Origin of the sequence: Echinicola soli (genome assembly GCF_006575665.1) — a bacterium.
Taxonomy (GTDB): domain Bacteria; phylum Bacteroidota; class Bacteroidia; order Cytophagales; family Cyclobacteriaceae; genus Echinicola; species Echinicola soli.
In genome coordinates this window covers 4,931,570-4,956,795 of the sequence record NZ_CP041253.1, presented here as the reverse complement: position 1 = coordinate 4,956,795, position 25,226 = coordinate 4,931,570, and the positions used below count along the sequence as shown (strand labels likewise).

General features: G+C 42.4%; 15 protein-coding genes, 1 other RNA gene and 1 pseudogene. 13 read left to right on the top strand and 4 right to left on the bottom strand.

From position 1 onward, the window contains the following. Positions 1-311 precede the first annotated feature (311 nt). The 6 genes from FKX85_RS19260 (at position 312) to FKX85_RS19230 (ending at position 5,224) form a co-directional block, all read left to right on the top strand. Positions 312-857 (top strand): Crp/Fnr family transcriptional regulator, encoded by a 546-nt coding sequence (locus tag FKX85_RS19260; protein WP_229239690.1) that lies wholly within the window; start codon positions 312-314, stop codon positions 855-857. Between the two features lie 21 nt (positions 858-878). Then, entirely contained in the window at positions 879-1,964 is a 1,086-nt protein-coding gene (locus FKX85_RS19255; protein WP_229239689.1) for a DUF5996 family protein, read from the top strand. A gap of 12 nt (positions 1,965-1,976) precedes the next feature. Then, positions 1,977-2,477, top strand: coding sequence for a GNAT family N-acetyltransferase (locus tag FKX85_RS21695; RefSeq protein WP_229239688.1), 501 nt, complete (start codon positions 1,977-1,979; stop codon positions 2,475-2,477). Between the two features lie 157 nt (positions 2,478-2,634). Continuing rightward, positions 2,635-3,654 (top strand): LLM class flavin-dependent oxidoreductase, encoded by a 1,020-nt coding sequence (locus tag FKX85_RS19240; RefSeq protein WP_141616275.1) that lies wholly within the window; start codon positions 2,635-2,637, stop codon positions 3,652-3,654. A 141-nt stretch (positions 3,655-3,795) separates the two neighbouring features. Continuing rightward, the gene (locus FKX85_RS19235; RefSeq protein WP_141616274.1) at positions 3,796-4,977 is read left to right on the top strand and encodes a cation:proton antiporter; all 1,182 of its coding nucleotides are present in this window, start codon (positions 3,796-3,798) and stop codon (positions 4,975-4,977) included. Continuing rightward, complete coding sequence (locus FKX85_RS19230; protein ID WP_141616273.1) at positions 4,970-5,224, top strand: glutaredoxin family protein; 255 nt, start codon at positions 4,970-4,972, stop codon at positions 5,222-5,224. The genes FKX85_RS19235 and FKX85_RS19230 overlap by 8 nt, the downstream gene beginning before the upstream one ends. A gap of 618 nt (positions 5,225-5,842) precedes the next feature. On the opposite strand, the gene FKX85_RS19225 is transcribed toward FKX85_RS19230, so the two are convergent. Beyond that, positions 5,843-6,346: an ATP-binding protein gene (locus FKX85_RS19225; protein ID WP_210416869.1), complete on the bottom strand. Its 504-nt coding sequence runs from the start codon at positions 6,344-6,346 to the stop codon at positions 5,843-5,845. A 202-nt stretch (positions 6,347-6,548) separates the two neighbouring features. On the opposite strand from FKX85_RS19225, the gene tnpA reads away from it, so the two are divergent. Continuing rightward, positions 6,549-6,995: an IS200/IS605 family transposase gene (gene tnpA / locus FKX85_RS19220; protein WP_141616272.1), complete on the top strand. Its 447-nt coding sequence runs from the start codon at positions 6,549-6,551 to the stop codon at positions 6,993-6,995. Here tnpA and FKX85_RS19215 read toward each other — a convergent pair. Then, positions 6,977-7,579: an AlbA family DNA-binding domain-containing protein gene (locus tag FKX85_RS19215; RefSeq protein WP_229239687.1), complete on the bottom strand. Its 603-nt coding sequence runs from the start codon at positions 7,577-7,579 to the stop codon at positions 6,977-6,979. The two genes, tnpA and FKX85_RS19215, sit on opposite strands and share 19 nt — an antisense overlap. 177 nt (positions 7,580-7,756) lie before the next feature. On the opposite strand from FKX85_RS19215, the gene FKX85_RS19210 reads away from it, so the two are divergent. Further along, positions 7,757-10,786, top strand: a complete 3,030-nt coding sequence (locus FKX85_RS19210; RefSeq protein ID WP_141616271.1) for a TOTE conflict system archaeo-eukaryotic primase domain-containing protein — start codon at positions 7,757-7,759, stop codon at positions 10,784-10,786. A 281-nt stretch (positions 10,787-11,067) separates the two neighbouring features. On the opposite strand, the gene ssrA is transcribed toward FKX85_RS19210, so the two are convergent. Both ssrA and FKX85_RS19200 read right to left on the bottom strand, forming a co-directional pair. After that, positions 11,068-11,477: a transfer-messenger RNA gene (ssrA, locus tag FKX85_RS19205) on the bottom strand. A gap of 225 nt (positions 11,478-11,702) precedes the next feature. Continuing rightward, positions 11,703-12,212 (bottom strand): annotated as a pseudogene (locus tag FKX85_RS19200) (TonB family protein); the annotation flags it as partial. A gap of 313 nt (positions 12,213-12,525) precedes the next feature. Between FKX85_RS19200 and FKX85_RS19195 the strand changes: the two are divergent. From FKX85_RS19195 to FKX85_RS19175, 5 genes are all read left to right on the top strand, one after another. Then, positions 12,526-15,630, top strand: a complete 3,105-nt coding sequence (locus FKX85_RS19195) for a SusC/RagA family TonB-linked outer membrane protein (RefSeq protein WP_141616269.1) — start codon at positions 12,526-12,528, stop codon at positions 15,628-15,630. A 29-nt stretch (positions 15,631-15,659) separates the two neighbouring features. Beyond that, positions 15,660-17,081, top strand: a complete 1,422-nt coding sequence (locus tag FKX85_RS19190) for a RagB/SusD family nutrient uptake outer membrane protein (protein ID WP_141616268.1) — start codon at positions 15,660-15,662, stop codon at positions 17,079-17,081. Between the two features lie 127 nt (positions 17,082-17,208). Beyond that, on the top strand, positions 17,209-19,530 hold the full coding sequence (locus FKX85_RS19185) for a glycoside hydrolase family 2 protein (protein WP_141616267.1): 2,322 nt from the start codon (positions 17,209-17,211) through the stop codon (positions 19,528-19,530). Between the two features lie 69 nt (positions 19,531-19,599). Further along, positions 19,600-21,042: a sulfatase family protein gene (locus FKX85_RS19180; RefSeq protein WP_141616266.1), complete on the top strand. Its 1,443-nt coding sequence runs from the start codon at positions 19,600-19,602 to the stop codon at positions 21,040-21,042. 115 nt (positions 21,043-21,157) lie between these two features. After that, positions 21,158-25,183 (top strand): hybrid sensor histidine kinase/response regulator transcription factor, encoded by a 4,026-nt coding sequence (locus tag FKX85_RS19175; protein WP_168196294.1) that lies wholly within the window; start codon positions 21,158-21,160, stop codon positions 25,181-25,183. The last annotated feature ends 43 nt before the right edge of the window (positions 25,184-25,226 follow it).

The window sequence follows — 25,226 nt, the reverse complement described above, 5'->3', positions numbered from 1 at the left end:
TCTCATTGTGTCTAAATTGCAGATTATGAGTCATTTGGGGTTATTTCCATTCTGTGTTATTCGGTTAACTACAAACTTTTGATTAAGATTATAACTGCTGCTTTAAAAAAAATATCGTATGCTGGTTTCGGTTTAGCTTTAAAAAGTTCATTTTTACCTTGTGGTAAAGTCGGTTGAATTACTGATGAAGCCCTGTTGATTGTCGCTACCAAGGATGCTGTTTTTTATGCACAAGTAGAGAATATTCAAATCGGACCATTCGTAGTAACATGATTAGTACCAATTTTAAGACATATTTGAGCTTAAATCTTATGATTGACGAAAGGGAAATCTCGTCAATCATAGAAAAATGCCCCGTAAAAAAAATCAAAAAAGGCCAATACCTTCTGCGTGAAAAAGAAATCTGCAAGCATGGCTTTTTTGTGGAAAAAGGATTGTTGCGGCAATTCTCAGTTGATAAGAAAGGAAAGGAACATATTATTTCTTTTGCTCCTGAAAACTGGATTGTGAGTGACCGGGAAAGTGCCTATTTCAATAAGCCGTCTGTCTATTTTATTCAGGCACTGGAAGACAGCCAGGTAACTATGATAGATGAAAGTTTTATTCAGCTGCTGTGTAAAAAAATTCCCGAATTCACAGATTTCAATACCCGGCTGCTTCACAACCACATCCGCCATTTACAGAAAAGGATCAACCTGCTGCTGAGTGCCTCTGCTGAAGACCGCTATCTGCAGTTTGTGGACACTTACCCCGACATTCTTTTAAGGGTACCGCAGACCATGGTAGCTTCGTACCTGGGGATAACACCGGAAAGTTTAAGCCGGGTGCGTCGGGAGTTGGTCAAAAATAAATCATGAAGCAGTTCTTATCATACATCAATGCAAAATCTTGTTACCCATGGTAGATTTGTTAGTGAGACATTGAAAGTAAGACAACAACGGCCATGGAATTCCCCGCACAGGCCAATGAGCGCTTTTTGCGTCCAATCCGCCGTATGGGAAGCCTACATTCGCAATTATAGATACGATCTCTTTATGCACCATTCAGCCCAATTGCCCCTTCTGGATTACAAGGGAAACGAACAAAAGAAAATGACCCTGCACCTGTTTTTACAGATCATGGGAAAGATCCGTTTGAAATCAACCCCCCGCAAAAACCATTGGTGGTACGTTACCGAGTATGTGACCACCAAAGGCATCACGACCGGCCCCATCCCCTACAATGAGGGAATGGATACCTTTGACATTACGATCAATGTGCACCGGCACCAACTGGAAGTGAGCACCAGTAAAGGGGAAGCTGCGGGTTTCTCCTTGCTCCATGGAACAAGCGTGGCAGATTTCTACCAGCAGCTTTCTGAAATCCTCAGGAGGTTCAATATTTCCGTTTCCATTCTGGATAAACCCTACGATGTAACTATTGGTAAACCATTTGAGCAAATCACGCAATACCACCACTACGAAGAGACCTACACGCAAAATTTCTGGCGAATTCTGCTGTGGGTAGATGGTGTTTTCAAAGAGTTCAGCGGCCGCTTTTATGGTAAAACCTGTCCGGTACATCTTTACTGGCATTCCATGGATCTGGCTGTGACCCGCTTTTCGGGCAAGCAGGCACCCGCTATGCCAGCAGAAGCCAGGATATCGGACAAGGATGCCTACTCGCACGAGTGCATCAGTTTTGGTTTTTGGGGAGGTGATGAAAAAATGCCCGAACCTGCTTTCTACTCATATACCTACCCGTCACCCTCAGGAGTGGATCAGGAACCTTTGATACCTTCTACGGCCCAATGGGTTGACAGTAACGGCAGTCCCATGGCGCTGTTGACCTACAACAATCTGTTAAAAGCAACCGACCCACGTGCAGCCCTTCTTGGATTTTTGGAATCGGCCTATATCGCCGGAGCCAAGAAAGCCGACTGGGATATTGAGAAAATGAAAGTACCCGAACTGGATAATATTTAAAGTTTAGCAGCTATGTCAACCAAAGAATATTCAAACGGTGAGGTAACCATTGTTTGGAAACCCGAAAAGTGCATCCATGCTGGATTGTGCGTTAAGACCTTGCCCCAGGTGTACAACCCCAAAGAAAGACCATGGGTGAAACCGGAAAACGCCAGTTCGGAAGAACTTATCGTGCAGGTTGCTGCCTGTCCTTCGGGAGCACTGAGCCTAAAACAGAAACATAAAACAATGATAAAAATAGAAAGGGAAGAAGACCGAAGAAAAGGACGCTTTGTTATTTATGAAAACGACAAATTTGCAGGGGAAATGACCTACGTGTGGGCTGGTAAATCAAAGTTTATTATTGACCATACTGGCGTTGAGGAAAATTACAGTGGAAGAGGGATGGGCAAGCAAATGGTGATGGCAGCAGTGGAATATGCCCGAGACAACAATCTGAAAATCCTGCCATTGTGCCCTTTCGCAAAGAAGGTGTTTGACACGTACAAGGAAATTGACGATGTTCGAGCATGACCAATCGCTCGAGATAGGGAAAGTATTTATTCAAGTAATATTTTCTTGATTGAAAACTTTAAAAATGAAAAAGACCAGAATGGTCCCTTTGGGATGAACAGCAAGGCCAAAACAGGGTAAGTACGTACCGTTTTAACGATCTACAATATAGAATATAATGGAAATAGGAATTGATAGTTTTGCATCGGCCATGTACGGAAGTACCACCCTGAGCAGTGCAGATGCCATGGAACAGTTGTTGGACAGGATTGTAAGGGCCGATGAAGCAGGACTTCATGTGTTTGGGATTGGCGAGCACCATAAAAAGGAATTTCTTGATTCTGCACCAGCGGTGATCCTCTCAGCCGCTGCTGCCCGCACCAAACGGATCCGTCTGAACAGTGCGGTTAAAGTATTAAGTACCGATGACCCCGTGCGGGTATACCAGCGTTTTGCCACCCTGGATCTTATTTCAAAGGGACGAGCAGAACTGGTCGTTGGGCGTGGGTCTGCCATAGAGGCCTTCCCGCTTTTTGGATTTGATCTTGATGACTATGATACACTTTTTGCTGAAAAACTGGATATGCTGCTACAGGTACGCGACCAGGAATATATTACCTGGTCAGGAAAGTTCAGACCGGCCATGAATAACCAACCGGTTTACCCAAGAGCCTTGCAGAAAAAACTACCCATATGGCTGGGGGTGGGCGGCACACCAGCATCTTTTGTACGTGCCGGATCGTTGGGGTTACCGCTTATGGTGGCCGTCATTGGCGGAGAAACAGCTCGCTTTCGTCCCCTGATAGATTTGTACCGTGAAGCAGGCCGACGGGCAGGATTTTCACCAGATCAATTAAAGGTCGGGCTGCATTCACCCGGTTATGTGGCCGAAACCTATGAGCGGGCCATTGCGGATTATTATCCGGGCTATGCTGAATTATGGACAAAATTGGGTAAAGAACGAGGATGGCCACCGGTGACCCGATCGCAATTCAATTCGTTGATTGCTCCAGAGGGAGTATTGGTGGTGGGTGGACCTGAACAGGTAGCTGAAAAATTAGCTAGGCACAGCGAAGCACTTGGCGGTGTAGAACGATTTACCTTCCAAATGGATAACGCCGGATTATCACACCAGCAATTGTTACAGTCCATTGAATTAATCGGCACTAAGGTGATCCCACTAATAAAGAAATCTTAAAATCTGACGTTAAAATAATTCGTTGGAGCAGCATTGATAAACCACAAAGGAGTTAAGCCGGAATAGTAATGCTTTAGCATGTACTTTAAAAAGCAAAACTGATTCTCACCTTTAATTGCCAAAAATCCAAAACCACAGCGTATGCAGCACCACATTCTCATAAACATCTGTGCACTTTTTGGAGTGGCTACAGCGGTTATCATCATTTGCCGGTTCCTTAAAATCAGGTACATCATCGGGTATCTGATTACGGGGGTGTTACTCAGCCCGAATACTTCCACCTATTTTGCCGATATGGAAGAGGTAGATGTGTATGCCGAAATAGGAATCATCCTGCTTTTGTTTACCATCGGTCTGGAGTTTTCATTTGCCAACCTGAGGAAAATTCAGCGATACGTATTGGGTGGTGGTAGCGCTCAGGTGTTCTTTACCATTGTCATTACTGCAGTACTTATCTGGCTGGTGATGCGGCCTGGTTGGGAAGAAAGTATATTTTGGGGATTTTTGTATGCGCTGAGCAGTACCGCTATTGTGATCAAGACATTGCAGGATGCCAATAAGATAGCAACTCTCCATGGCAAGTTTATACTGGCGGTACTGCTTTTTCAAGATATCATGATTGTGCCTTTGATGCTATTTACGCCTATTGTTGCGGGCGTAGGGGGTGATTTGCTACCTGCACTTGGATGGTTATTGGGTAAGTTGGTATTGATGGGCGGCATAGCATATTTACTGGCTCGTTATGTAATTCCGTACCTTTTAAAAACGGTTATGAAAGTGCAGAGTCAGGAGGTGTTTTTAATTGCCCTGATCTTTATCGTTACCGGTATTGCTTTGCTTACCGAGCAATTGGGCCTGTCCTTGGCTTTGGGTGCTTTTATCGCCGGTTTGATCATTGCTGAAACCGATTATAACCATATGGCAATATCCTGCTTTTTGCCTTTCAGATATGTGTTTATGAGTTTCTTTTTCATTTCTATGGGAATGTTGCTGAACTATGAAATTTTCGTGACTGATTTTGAATGGATTGTGTTCTGGACATTATTTGCATTTGCCGTAAAAGCTGCCGCCGGGATACTTGCTGTAAAAGTGATGGGACTGGAATGGAAAACAGCACTTGCCGTAGGATTCTCCATCGCCCAAATCGGGGAGTTTTCTTTTGTACTTGCCCAAAGCGGATTAGAGTATGAACTGATAAGCGCCAACAATTATCAGATCTTTCTGGCGGTGTCCATTATTTTGATGTCGGTAACGCCATTTATAGTCAGCAACGCGGAGAAAATCCATCCCTTAATTACTAAAATGACAACTAAATATGCCTAAATTAAAATTGCACCTATACGGAACAGATTGGTGCCCCAAGTCATCTGCCTTGCGCAATTACATGCAAAGAAAATGGATAGAATTTAATGATTTTAATGTGGAAACCAATGCCGAAGCAGGCACCAGGGTACGTGCATTGTATGAGGGGAAATTAAAATTTCCTACAGTCATGTTTGGCGACGACTTTCTCAAAAATCCCACCATACTCGAGCTCAATGAATTCCTGAAGAAGCATGACATAAGCTAAATTATATTGTGATTGCCTTCTCGCTGGTTTTTTCTGACGAAAGGCACCTTCGGCTTTGTCCATTTTAATCTCCATTACGTACCAAGGCTTCTCGAAAATCTGTGAACTATTCATCCTACGAACATAAACAAAGGAGTCACAGTGTTTAGCAGGTTTAGCCATACTAAATCATTTAGAGCCGTAAAATTATAGAGGCGAGAAAAATTTTTTTATAGAAAAATAAACTTTGTGACTAGAAAAATAAACCCCCTTGCAATTAGCTGTAATTTAAGGGTTTACAATGAGTAATGTGGAGCTGGCGTTACGTGGATCGAACTCTATTTTGGATGAAATGGAAATGATAGAGAAGCTTATAGTTTTAGGGAAGTTTGGAGAGGAGCTACTATAGTTTGTAGTAAGTGGCTCTCCCTTTGCCCTGTTTTTTGATAAGATCTTTGTCTACCATTTCAGTGAGAATTTCGTAAGTTTTTGTGTTTTTTAAGTCCAATAGGATTGTAGCCTCTTTCCTTGAGATTTTTCCTTTTTCAAGTAAGTATAAAAGGATGGTTTGTTTTTCTTTCTCTAATCGTTCATAATCGTTCGTAATCGTTCGTGATCTTGTCTTATTGGTTGGTCTTGCTAAAAGCTTTCCTTTGAGGATGCACTTACCTGTGGTCGAATAAATTCAATGTCAAAATAGTCATTCTTCTCTTGGATTATTGGGGACTGAAGACCATAGCTTTTACAAGTATTGATGATCCTGTTAATTCCACTTCCCCATTGCTCGATCAAACCTAGCTCCTTAAATACATTTGCCAATACTCTATTGCGAACTTCACTACGACCATTAAAAATATCATCCATGGTTATATTATAGGGTAAGCTACCAGGCGATACAATATTCACAATATCATCATAGATACCCACTTTGATATCCCTGCCTTGGTTAACATAGTCCCGATGAATAATTGCATTAACCAAAGCTTCCCTTAAAGCGACCACGGGGATTTCATATTTTTCATCCCTATATAGCCCTTTTATTTCGGCTTGAAGATTGATATGGTTCAATACAAAATTTTGGGTGTTTTCAAGAGCCGTAAAAATATCGCCACTATATTCCTTCTTATCGATAAAAGTCTCCATGGTAGTTCCCTTAAACCGGGCGCATTTAATAGGACAGTGAGGGAATTTTCCTAAAATAATCATCAAGGCATTTGAAGGATAGTTTTTGTCGTTAATTGTTTTAATCTGAAGAATTCCTCGACGCTCTGCGTCGGGGTTCAGCTGAAAAGTTTGAAAAACAGAGAGTTTTTCATGACACTTTGAAAAAGTGTACTTTTGAGAAATGGGAGATCATATTTTCAAAAGGCATAATAAGACACTATTGTTGTATCATCTGGTTTTTCCATTGAAGTACAGGAAATCAGTTATAACAGATGAAATAGGGGCAGGTTTAAAGCAAATCTGCTTGGATATTTCGGAGCGATATGAAGTACATTTTGTAGAGATAGGACACGAACCAGGCCATGTTCATTTTTTAGTTCAAAGTGTTCCGAGCTATTCGGTTTCAAAAATGATAACGATGTTGAAAAGTATCACGGCAAAAGAATTGTTCAAGAGGTTTCCAGAAATCAAGGTGAAGTTATGGGGTGGAAAATTTTGGACAAGTGGATTTTACGCCAATACAGTTGGTCAATACGCTAATGAAGAAGTGATAAGGGCTTACGTAAAGGATCAAGGAACAGAAAAAGAATACAAAAAGTTATATACAAATCAACTAACATTATTTTGATACCTCGATCGCTCTGCGTCGGGGTAGTTCATTAGTTTTAAGTTTTCTAGCTTCTCCTTGGTAACAGTCTTTCCCGTTTGTTTGAATTTGTCAAGAAGGGGGGACATGTCAAGTCTGTTAAGCTCCAGGTCGTGATAAACTTCCTCATCATAGCTTATATGATGTTTTTGACGTTCAAGCTCGGCAATTGTAGTGGAATCTGCGAGACGGTTGGTGGCACCTATTCTAACATAGCAACCATCTTCCCTTCCTCTGCTTTTCAAAAAATAAGGTTTTTGATTGCCACGAACTACTTCAACAACCAAGACAAGTTTGTTTTCTATATTTACACTGTAGATATCAGGAATAATCCCAGGGAAACAACTGTCAGAAATAATTGATGCAATCTTATCCTGTATTTCAAATAACGTTGAATCATCAATGCCAACAATGCTTAATTGATCATTCACTCCAATGATCAGTTTGCCGCCACTTGTGTTTGAGAAAGCTACTATTGTTTTAGCGATACTTTCATTTTTTGGAAGGCTTTCTTTTAATTCGAGCGTTTTACTCTCTCCTTTTTGAATTTGATCGATTAAGGACATTTTTCTATTGTGACAGTTATACGGAACTTTTTGGATGGATATAGATAGGCAAATTAACTAAAAGCTTAAAGAATAATAAAGTAATCTTGATTTCTTAACTTCCCCTATCGCTTAAAATCTATATTATGTAACATTTTTGAAGTCATTGGCAAACAGAAAAGGATATCAAAGAAATTTATGGGGAATTTTGTAATAACTTATTCAGAATCGGATAAACTGGAAATATTCAATGGGCTCTTTAAGGGGAGGTCAGATGTTTTTGCTGTTCGCTGGGAGAAGGGAGCCAAAGCCGGATATATGCCCGTATACCATTATGATCCCTATATGTGTCGACGCCATAAACGTAATGGTGGTACATTCAAAACCTACAAGGACAAAAGCTATATCCCGTTAAAAGGCATTGAAGTTCTGAAGCATCTTAATGGAGAACACCATATCGGTATTTACCCTCTTTTACAGGACAATACTTCATGGTTTATTGCTGCCGATTTTGATGGAAAAAATCGGGAAGAGGAATGCAAAAAAGTAATAGAGCAATGTAAATCCAAAAGCATTCCTGCATATCTTGAAAGATCAAGATCCGGAAATGGGGGGCATGTTTGGATATTTTTCGAGAATTCCTATCCTGCGAGAAAAAGCAGAAAGATACTTATCCATCTTCTAAAGGAATCCCAATCGATTTCTGAATTTGATAAGTTTTCCAGTTTTGACCGACTGTTTCCAAATCAGGATTATCTATCAGGGAAAGGGCTTGGTAATTTAATTGCGCTTCCCTTAAATCAAGTCGTTTTGGAAAAAGGAAATGGTGGTTTCCTGAATGATGATATGGAACCATATCAGGACCAGTGGACTTTCCTGAAATCCGTCAAAAAGATTTCAGTGGACCGATTAGATGCATTATATAACGAATTAACATTGGTCGACCATGGATCAAGCCCCTCAGAGTTCAATACTTCAAAGAAGTTATTGATCAAACTGAGTAACAATATTCGACTCAATAAGTCTGCAATTACAACAGAGTTAACTGATTTTTTAAAGGAAGAACTGAATTTTTCCAATTCAGCCTATTTCGTAAAGAAGAAGGTTGGACGAAGCACCCATGGTACACCATCTCATTTCCGTTTGATTGATGAAACCGAAAATAATGTTGTCATCCCCAGGGGTATTATGGGTAAGTTGGTGAGGTTTTGTACAGCCCAAAACATTCTGTTTGAATTTAAAGATGAAAGAAAACTACAACTGAAAATCTCCTTTAACACCACTTTTAAACTAAGGGAACATCAGGAGAAAGCAGTCTCTGCAGCGGAAAAGAAGCAGTTTGGGGTTATTGTGGCTCCCCCTGGTACAGGAAAGACAATAATAGGTTTACAGATAATAGCCAATAAGAAACAACCAACACTTATTATCGTCCATCGGAAACAACTTATGGAACAATGGTTGGAAAGAATCCAGTCTTTTATGGGATTAAGGAAGGTTGAAATAGGAAGAATTGGACAAGGGCGTGCTAAAATCGGTGAAAAAGTAACCGTTGCAATGTTCCAAAGCCTGGGCAAGTTTTTGGACAAACCTGAATCAAGTGAATATTATGACACATTCGGTACGGTCATAATTGATGAATGCCACCGCATATCAGCAGAGAATTTTCGGACTAACTTGTCCAGGCTCTCTACTTTTTACCTGTATGGATTGACGGCGACACCATTTAGAAAGGGAAATGATGGGAGGCTCATTTTTATTTATCTGGGTGATGTAATTGCCAGTATTGATACCAAGGAAATCAAGAATTATCGGCCGGCGACGGTGAAAGTAAAGAAAACCGCCTTGCAAGTACCGTTCAATCCAAAAACTGATAGTTTTGAGACACTTTCAAAGATATTGGTGAACGATTCAGCCAGAAATCAGCTCATCATAAAAGATATTATAAAAGAGGTGAATGAAGGGGGAAGTGTAGTGGTTATTACAGAAAGAAGAGAGCATATCGCTACGTTAAACCACTATTTGAAAGGGGTTTTTGAAGTAATCACGTTGAGTGGAGAAGATAATGAACGTAGCCGCAAGGATAAATGGGGCCAGATATCCAGAGGAGATTTCCAGGTCTTGATTACTACCGGACAGTTGATGGGGGAAGGTGTGGATTTGCAAAACATATCAAGGCTGTTTTTGGTCTATCCTTTTTCTTTCAAGGGCAAACTTATCCAATATATAGGGAGGGTACAGCGCTCCGAACTGGCCCCTGTGATATATGATTATCGGGATTATTTGGTTGATTATCTTGACCGTTTGTTTTTGAAGAGGAACACCTATTATAGAAAACTTAAGAAAGAAGCCGACTTGTTTATGGATCTAATCGAGCCTGGAGAAATGAGTTCTGTCACCATTGACAAGACGGTTAAAATTGCACTGGACAAATTGGATTTCAGGTATGGCAGCATTGCCTTTAATTATCCCGTCAAAGAACTCAATACAGAAATTGAATTTGAGCTGGAAAATGAATATGTCCGTCCCGAGTTGGAAGTATTAAAACCATACTTCTCCAAGTCACTAAAAATGAAGTATGCCTATGTGGAGATTTTTGCTGAATTTGAAAATGGAATGTTAGTGGCTCAAAAAGCTGAATCCGAAGACTTGGAAAAGATTAATCAAGACACCATAGAGAGTCTCAGGTTTCAGTTTGCCATCGATGAAATTAAAAATGATCCAAATCATCAAAATGACAATAGGTCTACTTCTGATCTTGAAGATTTAAGAAAATCCAATCAATTTCCCGGCTCTCATTTTACCGAAGAGCAACTGATCAATAACCTAATTGGAGATGAAAAATACAGGCATTTCAAACAACTGAGGTACTTGGCATCAAAACATGAAGGTTCTTTGTTAAAAATCAGGTTTCTACTAAAACCTTTCTCGTTCGTCTTTATCCTAAAGGGGAATAAATTTTACCATATCGTTTTAGAAACCTTGGATACGGAAGAGGCTACCTATATATGGCACACGGAAATCATGGTTAATGGAAGAGGAATTTCCCAATCCCTGCTTGGAAAAAGACTGGATGAGGTAGAATCGGATCTCCAGTTTATAAAGAATAAGGGAAGGCAAGCTTTTATTGAAAACTACCCGGAAAGGTTCAGTAGGTTAAACCATGATTATTCGGATCCAAGAAAGGGGTATATCCTTTGGAAAGGACAATTGGAAGAACGGTTGGTTTAGGTTTGTTTTGAATTTTAACTTTAAAAATGAGTTTAGCTGATGAATTCGAAATAATTAACGGTATTTGGTGATAAATCTGTTTAAAATTTGGTTCGGATCCTGTTAGCTAAGCCAATGAGATTGATCGAATCATTTATTTAATCGTATGATTTTTGACAGAACTGGTTTTTGGTGATCAAATTTTTGAATTAATAACTTAATATATATGTAAAAATAATGTTTGTTGATTGATTTTTGCAATAAAAATAAAAAACGAGATGAGTCTTCACCTCGTTTTTGTAATGTGGAGCTGCAGGGAGTCGAACCCTGGTCCAGATAGGGAAACACTGTACCGTCTACATGTTTAGTCATCTATTGGGTTTTCGTCGTTGGGCCGCTGGATGACACAGCTACCGGCACGCTTAGCTATTTGAGTTTCGCATTACTTTAATAGCATCGGTAACACTAGTCCTGGCAAGTCGACACCCCAAGATCAGCGCTGCCAAGACAGAGCGCTGCGGGATGTGGCTGGGGAATCCGCCTAGCGGACTCAACCCTTTAAGCAGTATCAGTCCCTGTTAGGGTCTGATTAGGCAGCCATGGCGTAATTAGATTCGCCAATTATAGATCGCATGAATTATTCACGGGCGTACATGCTCCACCCGACATGCGAGCCCAGTCTTCACACCTACTGTCAAAACCGGTCAGCCCCATTCGGTAAAGGATGACAAAAATACCATAAATTTAGTTCCCGATAAAGAAAATTGTCATTCATTATTTAGGCGGCTCACTGTCGATACCTTATTGACAACCGAGCTCAGCATGATACGTGATACGAAAACCTGTCAAATAGAGTAAGGATGATTTATTTATTGCCTTACCAATAACAAAAGAGGCCACTTATGTAAGCGGCCTCAGGGATATAGGTTGGTGGAAACTAGTTTAGTTTGAACTTAATGGGCAATCGCATTTTTACCCTAACTGGTCGACCTCCTTGGAGGCCTGGTTTCCAGTCAGGGGCATTTTCGAGCACCCGGATAGCCTCTTCACTACAGCCACCGCCCACACCTCTCAAAATTTCCACATCTTGGATCGAACCATCTTTGTTCACGACAAAAGCCAAAAACACAGTACCTTCAATTCCCAATTGGACGGCCTGTCTGGGGTATTTCAAATTTTTGCTGAGGTAGTTGTTCCAGCCTTCCATGCCACCTGGAGGAGCAGGCATCTTCTCGGCAAAGTCTATGATTTCATCTGCCTTATCCTCTATAGGAGGACCTGTTGGGAGGGCTGGGGTATTGATAACGGGCTGCTCTGGAAATTCTATGTCCAGAATAGGCTCGAATTTCTCTTGGATTTCCTCATCATTGGGGACTTCGTTGATTTTTGGTTGCTCGATCTTTGGTGGCTTGGGAACTTGATGGGAAGTAAAGGGGACACCAAGAACTGCCCAAGCTTTTTTGTCTGAAAGGAAACTATCAAAAGAAACTATTCGGTGAGAGAAAGAACTTTCGAAAAACTAATTTTTATCATTTATACCCCATTTAAACATAGTCACAGATTTTTTGCACATGTGTGCTAACGGTGATTTTTACTTAATGGTACATTTAACCAGCAATTAGCATTGGACAAATTAAGACGTTTCCGAATGTCTATTTGAAAATGTGTCTTGATAAATAACCTAATAAGTTTTCCTGCTTTTACCCAAATGGGTAATAACGGATGACTAGACCTATTTTCCATTACAATAAATCCAACATATGAAAGGAAAAATTTTACAACAGCAATGGCCCATGAAGAAGGGGCGGTGGCTATTGAGCATATTGTGTTTGATGGCATCTTTTAGTTTTGCCCAGGAGTCACAAATCAGCGGATTGGTAATTGACAGGGAAGGAGAAAGCCTTCCCGGGGTCAATATTGTCATCAAAGGTACTTCCAGCGGGACAGTGACCGACTTGGAGGGGAAATTTAGCATTGGTGCATCAAGTGAGCAGGTATTGGTGTTTTCTTATTTGGGGTTTACCTCCAAAGAAATTCCTGTAGGCAATCAGGAATTTATAAATGTCACCCTGGAAGAAGATCTTTCTGATCTAGATGAAATAGTAGTGGTAGGTTACGGAACCGTTAAAAAGAGTGATTTAACAGGCGCAGTGGCTTCTGTCAAACCTGATGAGCTCAACTTAGGATCCCTGCAGAATATCGATCAAATGATGACCGGCAGGATGCCAGGGGTACAGATCAACCAAAACAGTGCAGAACCCGGAGGATCTGTCAATGTCAGAATTCGCGGAGTAGGCTCTATCAATGCCGGCAATGAACCACTTTATGTAATTGATGGGATGCCCATTGACAATAGCCCCTCCATTTCTGGATCAGGTTCAGGTATTAGTGACAACAGAAATCCCAAAAACCCCCTAAACCTGATCAACCCCAATGATATCGCTTCTATTGAAGTACTCAAAGATGCATCAGCGACGGCCATCTATGGTTCCAGAGGTGCCAATGGTGTCATTATGATCACTACCAAAAGAGGTTCCCAAAGCGGTACACGGGTTACGTATGATTTTTCTGGCAGTATCCAGCACATGGCCAATAAGGTGGATCTGTTAAGTTCGAGGCAATTTGCCCAAGTGGTAAACGACATCGAGGAGAGCAGCGGCCAACCACCCATTTACAATATGGATGAAGTAACTGAACAAACCGATTGGCTGGATGAAATCACCAGAACTGGCTATATCCAAAACCATAATCTTTCGGTTAGTGGTGGAAACGAGAAGAATTCCTTTTACTCCTCGGTCAGTTACTATAACCAAGATGGAATCGTAGTGAGCTCAGGCATGGAGCGCCTGTCAGCTCGTGTAAATGCTGAATTTAAGCCAAGCGACAAGTTCAAGTATGGCATCAATCTAACCAATTCCTATGTGAAAAATGACAATGTGCCATTTGGTACAGGCTTTAATGCCAGTGCAGGGGTGGTCAATTCTGCAATGGAAATAGATCCGACTATCGATAAATTTAATCCTGATGGGTCGCCTCTGCAGGATTTTAGTATCGATATGGACAATCCCCTGATCATTTCCGATGTATTTACCGAGGATGAAAATACGCGGCTTTTGGGGAGTGTCTTTGGTGAATATTCCATTATCCCAGACCTCAATGTGAAACTGACGGTAGGTTTTGATAAACTGGATGCCCGCAAGGATACTTATGTACAGTCCACCACAAAGACCGGAATAGCCAATGGAAGCGGTATAGGTACCATCATTACTGGCGAGAAATCCAATAAAATGGTAGAGGCCACGGTCAATTATAAGAAAACTTGGTCTTCACATCAGTTTAACTTTTTGGCTGGATATACCTTTCAGGATTTTATGAACAAGGGATTCAGTGGAAGTATTGATGGTTTTCCTTCTGACGCTTTGCTGACCAATAACTTTGGCCTCGGTGATACAGAAAGAGACGACCTGAACAGTTATAAAAACAGCAGCAAATTGATTTCCTATCTCTCCAGAATCAATTATATCTACAATGGTAAGTACTATTTCACCTTTTCGATGAGGGCGGACGGCTCCTCAAAATTTGGTGAAAACAACAAATACGGTTACTTCCCAAGTATGGCCTTATCGTGGAAATTATCCGAAGAGCCTTTTCTGAGGAACTCAGAAGTGATTTCCAGCTTGAAGCTGAGAACGAGCTGGGGGCAGACCGGAAATCAGAGTATCGGAAACTTTCAGTCGCTCTCCACATTGGGAGCAGGAGGACTGGCGCTGATCAATGGCCTACAGCAGCAGGGCATTACCGCTACCAGGATTCCCAATCCCAATTTGAAATGGGAGACAACTACCCAGACCGACGTGGGCATAGACCTGGAACTGTGGCATGGGCGAGTGAACCTGGTAGCTGATTATTTTATCCGTAATACCGATGACCTATTGCTCAATTTGCCGCTACCAAAATCCTCTGGCTTTAACTCAATTCTGGATAACGTGGGGGCTGTAGAAAACAAGGGAATCGAGCTTGGAATAGAAACATTCAATATTGACAGGGAAAAATTCACATGGACGACCAGCTTCAATTTTACAAGCGTGAAAAACGAAGTAACCGATTTGGCCAGTAGCGAGCAAATCCTGCAGGGCGGACTTCCCTTTACCTCGGATATTACCATTGTGACCGAAGGTCAACCGCTCAATAGCTACTATGGCCATGTGGTGGATGGGATATGGCAGGAAGGGGAAGATATTGCCAATTCAGCCCAGCCTAATGCCGAGCCAGGCTATCCGAAATTCAGGGACATCAGTGGCCCTGAAGGGCTGCCCGATGGTGCCATCACTGATGCCGATAAAACGGTTATTGGAAGTCCCTTTCCTGATTTTTCGCTGGGCTTTCGGAATACCTTTAGGTATGACAATTTGAGTTTGGATGTGTTTTTTGCGGGTGATTTTGGCCAGCAATTGCTCAATCAAAACCTACTGAGCTCCCTTTACCCTATAGAGGTAAGGCGAAATCGTATGGCGGAGCCACTCTTGAACCGATGGACACCTGAGAATCCATCCACCCAATGGCCATCTGGCGTAAATCCTACATCGTATGGAGGAAGTACGGTAAACAGCCTGTCAGTGGAGGACGCTACTTTTGTGCGGTTGAGGAATTTGAGGCTGAGCTACGACTTCAATGTCATCAACCATAAGTTTATCAGAGGTGCCAATATTTACCTTCAGGGAAGCAATCTCTTGCTTATCACTGACTATATGGGTTTTGACCCGGAAGTTAACTCCCTGAACAATGGGTCCAATTCGGCCAGGGCGGACTATAATTCCTACCCAAATGCACGTACCTACAGCTTGGGTTTTAGGCTTACATTTTAAGTTTCTCTGTGAATTAAAAATTGAAGAAAATGAAAAAAATTAATCTATATATCGCTGGACTCTTGCTAATGTCAACGTTGAATTCCTGTGAAGAGCAATTGGCAGAGGAACCCTTTGACCAGCTCATTCCTGACAATATCCTCAATAATGAAGTTGGGCTGGAATCCTTGCTTAATTCAGCTTATGGGAATATGCAAGTCCACCGGTTTGGGCTGATACAGTGGCACTACCTTGAAGAGGGACCTTCCGACTTGTTCTTTGAAACAGGCGGAGGGCAGGGAAGGAATGCTGCTTTTATCCAGGATTTTACCTTCGATGCAGAACACCCCTGGATTGGAGGAGCTTATGATGGCCTTTGGAATGCGATTAGGGACGTAAACCTGTTTTTGGACAATGTAGAGGGCGTGACATTTACCCAAACCGAAAAAGACATGCGCATAGCCGAAGCCCGTTTTATCCGTGTGTTCAATTATTACCTTTTGAACAAATGGTTTGGGGAAGTACCACTGATCTTGAGCAGTACTCCTGAATTGTATCCAACAAAGACACCTGCAAGTGAAATGAACCAATTTATCGAAGATGAGCTCAGGGCGGTTGCAGATATGCTTCCTGTGATACAGGCAGAAGAAAACAGGATCACGAAAGGTGCAGCATTGGCTGTGCTGACCAAATTCTTCTTGAACTCCAAACAATGGCAAAAATGCATGGATACAGCCGATGAAGTCATTGGTCTTGGAGTGTATGGACTTTATCCCAATTATGAGGGAATGTTCGCACCTGAAAATGAAGGCAATTCGGAGTTTATTTTTGTCATGCCACAGACAAGGGATGCATCCGGTATGGGCACCGAGTGGCTGTCACTTTCACTGCCTCCTGCCTATCCTGAAGATGGCCCCAACTTTGCCGCCCAATTCCGCTACTATGATGCTTTTGTCAATTCTTTTGATCCTGATGATAGCCGGAAAAACCTCATCCTCACCAGTTATGTCAGCAATGATGGACAGCAGGTGGAATTATTGGGCAATGACAATTCCAGGAGTTTTAAATTTCGGGATCCAGGGCGTATAGGGGCAGATCAGGAAAATGATTTTCCTGTGGTGAGGTATGCGGATATCTTACTTTCCAAGGCCGAAGCACTCAATGAATTGCAGGGGCCCAATCAGGAAAGCATTGACCTGATCAATCAAATTAGGCAAAGAGCTGGCCAGAACATGGAACTGTTGCAACCCGGTGCCTTTGACCAAGTTGGATTAAGGGACCAAATTCTCGATGAGCGGGCATGGGAATTTTATTCAGAGGCCAAGCGAAGAAGTGACCTGCTTCGTCATGGGAAGTTTATCGAACAGGCACTGGACAGGGATAAAGATGCCAAGCCCTACCATGTTTTATACCCTTTCCCCCAGAGTGAAATCAATGCCAATGAAAACTTGGTTCAGAATGAAGGATATTGAGGGTTAAGGTCAGTCAGTTGATGCCTTTATCCCTGTTTGGGAGAGGCATCGACTGGCCTTTTACAGGTAGTGGCCCCAACAGCGTAATATTATAAATAATACCTATTCAACTCATAAAGACTGATCAATGAAGAATGCTTATCGCCTCACAGGTTTTTTACAGGCCTGTATCATTTTCCTTGGACTGCAGCCATTATACGGCCAAGAGCAAAATGAAGAGCTCCTTTCTTATGAAATGAAAACCCGATGGACAGACCAAGTGGATGGGGATAATGTCTGGTCAGGCTATCCCAGGCCACAACTCCAACGTGAGCAATGGACTAACCTTAACGGGACTTGGGATTATGTCATTAGTCCACGCAAATCGGGCCAACCGGATCATTTTGAAGGTGAAGTAATGGTGCCCTTTCCAATAGAATCTACCTTAAGTGGTGTTAAAAAAACGATTGGAAGCGATCACTACCTTTGGTACCGCAGAAACCTCACCGGTGATCCTTCGGGGACAGGGCAGCATACCTTGCTACATTTTGGTGCAGTGGACTGGGAAACAGTTGTCTATATCAATGGAGAGAAAGTTGGAGAACACAGGGGTGGATATGACCCTTTTTCCTTTGATATTTCAGCCTATATTCATGAAGGAGACAACGAGCTGTTAGTACGTGTATCGGATCCTACTGACGAAGGGATGCAGGCCAGAGGAAAGCAAGTATCCGACCCGAAAGGCATTTGGTATACTCCAGTGACAGGAATTTGGCAGACCGTCTGGATGGAGCAGGTGCCTCAGGATTATATCAAAGCACTTTTTATTACACCGGATATTGATCATAAAACAGTAAAAATAGAAGCTGAACTTTCAGCACTTTCCAGTGATCATGTGGTAGAAATTACCGCCTTCACAGAAGGTATTGAAGTAGCCAAAAGAGCGATAGCTTTGGGAGCAAAATCGGCGTATTTTTCCACCTCATTACCTCTGAAAGAAATGGTATTATGGTCTCCAGACCATCCACATCTTTACGACTTGCAAATATCCCTAAAGGATACAAATGGAGCCATAACCGATGAGGTGGAAAGCTATTTTGGAATGCGTAAAGTTTCCCTTGGCAAAGATGGAAACGGTTACTCCCGCATCATGCTGAACAATGAGCCACTTTTCCAATTTGGGCTTTTGGATCAAGGATGGTGGCCGGACGGGCTGTATACAGCCCCTACTGAAGAAGCGATGGTGTATGATATCAAAATGACCAAGGAAATGGGCTTCAATATGCTTAGGAAGCACGTGAAAGTGGAACCAGCCAGATTCTATTATCATTGTGACCAAATGGGGATGCTGGTCTGGCAGGACATGCCGTCAGGCTTTATAAGCAAGGAAAAAGACACCCAACATGTCAAACACGATGCCCAACAGGATTGGAAACGGCCGTTGGAGTCTGCTGTCCAATTTGAGGCGGAATTAAAGGCGATGATCGACAATTTATTTAATTTTCCCTCTATCTTGGTATGGGTCCCGCTTAACGAAGGCTGGGGTCAATATGAAACCGAAAAACTGGCCACCTGGACAAAACAATACGATCCCAGCAGGTTAGTAGATGCTCCCAGTGGCTGGGCAGACCGAAAAGTGGGGGATATGATCGATGTGCATCTCTATCCTGGGCCAGGAATGGAGCTGCCAGAAGAGAACAGGGCCTCTGTTTTGGGGGAATTTGGAGGAGTGGGACTGCCAGTACCCAACCACCTCTGGTGGAACAAGCGTAACTGGGGTTACTTGACGTATGAAGATAAGGCGGTTTATGAAAAGGAGTTTCAGGCCATCATCAAAAATCTCGAAGGACTGATCAGCTGGGGATTGTCAGCAGCAATTTACACGCAAACCACCGATGTGGAAGGAGAGGTAAATGGACTAATGACCTATGATAGGGAAGTGGTCAAGCTGGATCCCTCAAAGGTACGTGAATGGATAGCACCGCTTTACCAACCATGGTGGAAAAAGCATGCGCTTTTGCCTGATTCCGAACACAAGCCTTCTGACTGGAAAATCACCATGCAACCACCACGGGAAGACTGGATATTAATGGATTACAATGATGCAAATTGGGAGGTATGCGCAGCTCCTTTTAGTGGAAGTGCCAATCCATTTTTACCCCCTTCTTCCGCTTGGAAGGGAGGTGAATTGTACCTAAGAAGGGATTTTCATGTGCAAGCGGTACCAAATAAGCTTTATCTCAAATACTACGCCCCCAAGTCAAAAGCAGTACTTTATATTAATGGGGAATTGGTGCGTACCCTTGAAGATGGAGGGGGGCGGAAAAGACATTATACCCACATCTCCTTGGAAGGGGCAGAGAAATTCTTGAAAACAGGCAAAAATGTAATAGCAGTGAGAGTCAGCGCCGATCCTGGAGAAGGAGCCTTTGACATGGGATTGTATAGTTCAGATATGATTGGGCAATGAAAAGCTCCATGTAATCTATATCTTTTGTCCAAGGAGGCTGATAAACAAAACCAATTACCATTAAAGAATATGATACCGTTTAAACTATTTTATACCTTGTCCAATGTGAAATCATTCCCACCGGCCATCCTATGGATGTTGGTTTTGTGGATGGTGCCCTATTACAGCTATGGTCAAACCAGTAGTAGCATAGAAGATAAACCGAATGTCATCATGATCTTTATCGATGATATGGGCTATGGTGATCTGAGTGCTTATGGAAATTGCGATATTACCACTCCCAATATGGACAGGATAGGAAAAGAAGGGGTGACCCTCAACAGGTTTTATGTTGGGTCACCCATTTGTTCTCCTTCCAGGATAACGTTAATGACAGGGCAGTATCCTTCGAAATTTGGAATCACTTCATTTTTGGCCAGTAGGGAGCGCAATGAAAAAAGGGGCATGGCCAATTATTTGGATGAAAGCGTGCCTACGATAGCCGATATGTTTAAAGCAGAAGGCTATGCAACGGCCCACTTTGGTAAATGGCACATGGGAGGAGGCAGGGATGTTGGAGAAGCGCCTTTACCAGCGTCTTACGGGTTTGATGAGTCCTTGGTTTCATTTGAAGGGCTCGGAGATCGCTTGCTTGATAAAAATGACGGGCTTTCCAAACAAAGTGCTGAACTGGGCAGGGGAAAGATCACATGGGTAGAGAAGCACCAGAAGACACCTATTTATGTAGACAGAACCTTGGAGTTTATACAAAAAAACAAGGGTGAACCATTTTACATTAATCTTTGGCCAAATGATGTACATGATCCGTTCCGCCCAAAGGAAAAGCACCTCGGCCTGTTTCCAAATTACGCCAACAATCATTACCTTCAGGAGTACCTGGCCGTAATTTACCAACTCGATCAAGAGATTGGTAGGTTGTTGAAAGGCTTAGAGGATATGGAGGAGTTGGACAATACCCTCATTATCCTTACCAGTGATAATGGTCCCACCGACTGGAGCTATTATTACAAAGAAAATTATAATCCCCCAGGAGATGCCGGTCCATTTCGTGGAAGGAAGTGGAGCCTTTACGAAGGAGGTATCAGGGTGCCTTTTATGGCCAGATGGCCAGGGCATATCACCCCAGGAAAAGTTATGGAGTCCACCGTGCATGCTACAGATTTGTTGCCTACCTTGTCCAATCTCCTGAACTTGGAGACACCCACGGTGGCATTGGATGGAGAAAACAGGAGTCAAGTGCTTCAGGGAAAGGAATCCGGTCGATCAGCTCCCATTTATTGGGAATATGGAAGTCGGTTTGATATATCACCCGGAAATCCAAGGTACAGAAGTCCCCGGCTGGCCATCATGGAGGGGGAGTATAAGCTGCTCATAAATGACGATAGCACCCATGTGGAGCTGTATGATATTTCCAAAGATATTGCAGAGACCAGAAATATAGCAGATAGTCATCCTGAAATGGTCAAAGAAATGTCTGCTAAAGTGCTCTTTTGGAAGCGTAACCTACCATAATGAAATACGGAATTCCCGAACGCCCATAACCCAAATTACCATGCAACGGATTGTGCTCTGCATATTGTTTCTTGCTTTAGCAATATCAGTGGAAACAACTGCTGGAGAAAAACCAGTGTTCCATAAGATAACTACCCATGACGGCCTTTCACACAGTACGGTATATACTATTGCCCAGGATCATAAGGGATATATATGGATAGGTACGCGTGAAGGGCTCAACAGGTACAATAGTTATGGATTGAAGACGTATTATAATGGGCAAGAGAATACAGGAGGGTTGAGCGCTGATAGGATTCTTTGTCTGAAACCTGCGAGTGAACAGCGACTTTTTATCGGAACATCAGAAGGGTTGGACCGGTATGATTATCAGACTGATAGGGTTGAAAATATCCATTATCAAGGGAAACCCCTTGGCTATATCAAATGTCTTTTCGAATCGAGTGATGCTTTGCTTTATGTCTGTGCAGAAAGCGGACTTTATCTGATTGATAAACAAAATAAGGCCACTCGATTAAGTGAGGAAAGCAATACCCTGGCAATTGCCGAATATAAAACGGATGTGTTTTGGTTGATGACCAGTAAGGGCGTCTATCTGGTGAACAAGATGGGGGATGTTATCAAGGAATATGCCGATCTCAAGCCTAATCTAAAGACAAGGAATAATTTTTACTGTCTGTTTAAGGACAACCAAGGAACGATGTGGGTGGGTACCCAAGAAGGGGCATTTTGGTATCTGCCCCAAAAAGACAAGTTCGAAAAGGTGGAAACGGCCGAAGAGAAATCAGCGGTTTCATTGGTTCGTGCAATCAATGAAGACGATCAGAACAGGATTTGGATCGGGACAGAGAAGGGTATGTACGTTTATGACAAGGTGAGCGGAAACACGGAGCATTATGCACAGTCCTTTGATCAGTCTCCCTATGCCCTAAGTGATCAGTCAGTATATTGTATTCTTAAAAGCCGGGAAAATATCATGTGGATGGGAACCTACTTTGGTGGGGTGAATTTTGTGAAGTTGCGGGAATCGGGTTTTGTCAAGGTGGTTCCTGATGGTGGAGAAAATAGTTTAAGCGGAAAAGCGGTAAGCCAGCTCACAGAGGACAGGCAGGGAAGGTTATGGATAGGCTCCGAAGATGCTGGAGTGAGCGTATGGGACAAGGAACGCCAACATTTCACCTATTTTACCAGTAAAAACAGTCCGAGCAGCATCAGTGGAAATAATGTCCATGCCCTCCAGCAAGATGGGGAAGGAAATATCTGGCTGGGGACTTTCCTGGAAGGGCTAGACAGGTACGATCCCGCCACTGGTAAATTCACAAACTATAGGCACGACCCCACCGACAGTTCCACGATCTCACATAACAATGTGTTTTCCCTCTTGTGTGATTCCAGGGACAATTTATGGGTGGGAACATGGGAAGGTATCAATATTTATGATAGAAAGAAGGATCATTTCAGAAAGTTCAAACCGCAAGGGGTGGGAGAGCGTTTTGTGTATGATTTGTTGGAGGATGACCTAGGCAAGATTTGGATCTGTACCAGAAATGATGGAATTTTCAGATATGATCCTGTTACAGACCAATTGGAATGGTTTAACAAGGATCATCATGATAACCATGGACTTACTGTAAACAAGGTCATTCATGTATTTCAAGATTCCAAAAACAGGCTTTGGTTTGGGACCCTTAATGGAGGTGTACTGCAATGGGACAGGACTGCTAAACGTTTTAGCGCCTTTACCAAAAGCGATGGATTGTCCAATAATAATGTGTATGGAATTCTGGAAGACCAGCAAGGTAACCTTTGGCTCAGTACCAATAATGGGCTGACCGTGTTGGACCCAACAACCGGTCAAACGAAGATCTATGATAAATCCAATGGGCTGCAGGATGCCCAGTTTAACTTTAAGTCAAGTTATAAGGATAAAGGTGGGAGGATGTACTTTGGTACAGTAAATGGAATGTATCATTTTCACCCAGACAGCATTAATGCTATCAAGACTCCTCCTAGCATCCATTTTACGGAACTGAAGCTATTTAACAAACCATTGGAAGTGGGAGGGGCCGACGGGATACTTTTTTCGCAGATTGACGAGGTAGAGTCGATCACCTTAAAGTACAGCCAAAATGTAATTACCTTTGATTTTGTGGCCACCAATTATTTTTCGCCAGGAAAAAATGTTTATGCCTATTATTTGGAAGGGTTTGAAAAAGATTGGAACAAGCCAGATGAAAAGCATTCAGCCACATACACCAACCTGTCCCCCGGGAGGTATACCTTCCATGTAAAGGCAGCGAATCCTGATGGTGTATGGTCCAGAGAAAGAACGATTTTACTTACCGTGGCACCGCCTTTTTGGTGGACATCTTGGGCTAAGGTCATTTATGGGTTATTGGTCGTAGCTGCCGTTTTTGGATATAGAAGGTATCTTTATCTCAGGCATCAGGAAAAAATGACCTATCAGCTGGAAAAGGTAGAAAAGGAAAAAATGCAGGAGCTCAACCAACACAAGCTCAATTTTTTCACTTATATCTCCCATGAATTCAAGACTCCCCTGACATTGATCATAGCGGTAATTGATAAATTTCTGGATCACCAGGACCATTCCAGCCATCAAAAGGAGGATTTTAAATTGATAAAGCGCAATGCTTCGCGTTTACATTTCTTAATTGACCAGTTGATGGAGTTTCGAAAAACTGAATCCGATCATACCGACCTAAAACCGAAGTGGGGAGATGTGATCTTATTTTTACGAGATACTTTTTCGGCTTTTGTACCGCTTTACCATAAAAAGGATATTACCTATCATTTTACAACTGATTGTCGGGCATTCGAGGCGCTATTTGATGATGATAAACTTGAAAAGATCGTCACTAACCTAGTGTCAAATGCAATCAAGAGCACTCCGACATTTGGTGAAATTACGATGCAAGCCGAAATGAAAGCATCAGCTATTCCTGGGCATGCCTGGCTCAGTATCCACGTGGAAGATAATGGTAGAGGCTTGCCAAAAGAGGAACTGGATAAAATATTCATGCCTTTCTATCAAGGAGATAATCCATCGCCAGCTGAAGCAGGATCAGGGATTGGACTTGCTCTGGTAAATAGCCTTACCAAATACCTCGGTGGCTCCATAATTGCAGAAAGTACCGTGGATCAGGGGACCAGGATTACCGTAAACCTTCCGCTTCAAACTACTTCAGATAAGAAACAAGAGTACATTAAAGTCGAAGGCAATAAAGGCCTCCTTATCGATGAAGACTATTACCATCTGGAAGTCAAAGCAGATGATTCACAAAAAAATAATCTTGAAGGGGAAGTGACCTATGAATTGTTGATAGTGGAAGATAATGAAGAGATGCGAAAATTTTTGGCCTCCTATTTTTCAAGATGCTATAAAGTGACCACGGCAAATGATGGTATTGCAGCGTTAGAAATTATAGGCAAACGTGTTCCAGACGTGATTATTTCCGATGTGGTCATGCCCAAAATGGGCGGGGACGAACTCTGTATCACCATTAAAAATAATATCGACACCAGTCATATTCCATTTATATTGCTCACCGCCAAATCTACTATGGAGAGTAAAATCGAAGGGTTGGAGATCGGAGCGGATGCATATTTACCCAAGCCATTTAATTTACAGGAGCTAAGACTTATGGTGAAGAACACCCTGGAGTCCCGGAATAGTCTAAAACACCATTTCCTGAAATTTGGAAGTGTGGACAATTATGAGCGTCCTGTAAACAATAAGGACCATAAATTCCTCAACAAACTGATCGAGATCGTTCATCAGAACCTGGATGATCCTGCTTTCAATATCGCGGGATTCAGTAAAGAAGCTGGTGTCAGCAGGACCCTCCTTCACATGAAACTAAAAAAACTGGTCAATCTCAGTGCCACTGAATTTGTGAAGGCCATCCGATTGAAAAAATCTACCAACTTATTAAAAGCAGGAAGCAATGTCTCGGAAGTAGCCTACAAAGTGGGCTTCAATGATCCCAACTACTTCAGCAGGGCGTTTAAAGAGAAATATGGCGTTCCTCCGTCTGAATACAAAGGAGAATGTGAGTCAAAGGATAATAAGAAGGGAGACTTGCAAGCCTTCATCGATAATCGATCATCACCAGATACATAGTTAAAGCAGGCCAAAAGCCTTATCGGAGCAATTCCGGTGGGAC

What these genes read in the sequence shown, in the direction of transcription:
- FKX85_RS19225 (WP_210416869.1), bottom strand. Translation starts at nt 6,346, where the DNA reads ATGGAGACTTTTATCGATAAGAAGGAATATAGTGGCGATATTTTTACG.
- FKX85_RS19230 (WP_141616273.1), top strand. Translation starts at nt 4,970, where the DNA reads ATGCCTAAATTAAAATTGCACCTATACGGAACAGATTGGTGCCCCAAG.
- FKX85_RS19180 (WP_141616266.1), top strand. Translation starts at nt 19,600, where the DNA reads ATGATACCGTTTAAACTATTTTATACCTTGTCCAATGTGAAATCATTC.
- FKX85_RS19240 (WP_141616275.1), top strand. Translation starts at nt 2,635, where the DNA reads ATGGAAATAGGAATTGATAGTTTTGCATCGGCCATGTACGGAAGTACC.
- FKX85_RS19255 (WP_229239689.1), top strand. Translation starts at nt 879, where the DNA reads ATGCAAAATCTTGTTACCCATGGTAGATTTGTTAGTGAGACATTGAAA.
- FKX85_RS19215 (WP_229239687.1), bottom strand. Translation starts at nt 7,579, where the DNA reads ATGTCCTTAATCGATCAAATTCAAAAAGGAGAGAGTAAAACGCTCGAA.
- FKX85_RS19190 (WP_141616268.1), top strand. Translation starts at nt 15,660, where the DNA reads ATGAAAAAAATTAATCTATATATCGCTGGACTCTTGCTAATGTCAACG.
- FKX85_RS19210 (WP_141616271.1), top strand. Translation starts at nt 7,757, where the DNA reads ATGGGGAATTTTGTAATAACTTATTCAGAATCGGATAAACTGGAAATA.
- FKX85_RS19235 (WP_141616274.1), top strand. Translation starts at nt 3,796, where the DNA reads ATGCAGCACCACATTCTCATAAACATCTGTGCACTTTTTGGAGTGGCT.
- FKX85_RS19185 (WP_141616267.1), top strand. Translation starts at nt 17,209, where the DNA reads ATGAAGAATGCTTATCGCCTCACAGGTTTTTTACAGGCCTGTATCATT.
- tnpA (WP_141616272.1), top strand. Translation starts at nt 6,549, where the DNA reads ATGGGAGATCATATTTTCAAAAGGCATAATAAGACACTATTGTTGTAT.
- FKX85_RS19195 (WP_141616269.1), top strand. Translation starts at nt 12,526, where the DNA reads ATGAAAGGAAAAATTTTACAACAGCAATGGCCCATGAAGAAGGGGCGG.
- FKX85_RS19260 (WP_229239690.1), top strand. Translation starts at nt 312, where the DNA reads ATGATTGACGAAAGGGAAATCTCGTCAATCATAGAAAAATGCCCCGTA.
- FKX85_RS21695 (WP_229239688.1), top strand. Translation starts at nt 1,977, where the DNA reads ATGTCAACCAAAGAATATTCAAACGGTGAGGTAACCATTGTTTGGAAA.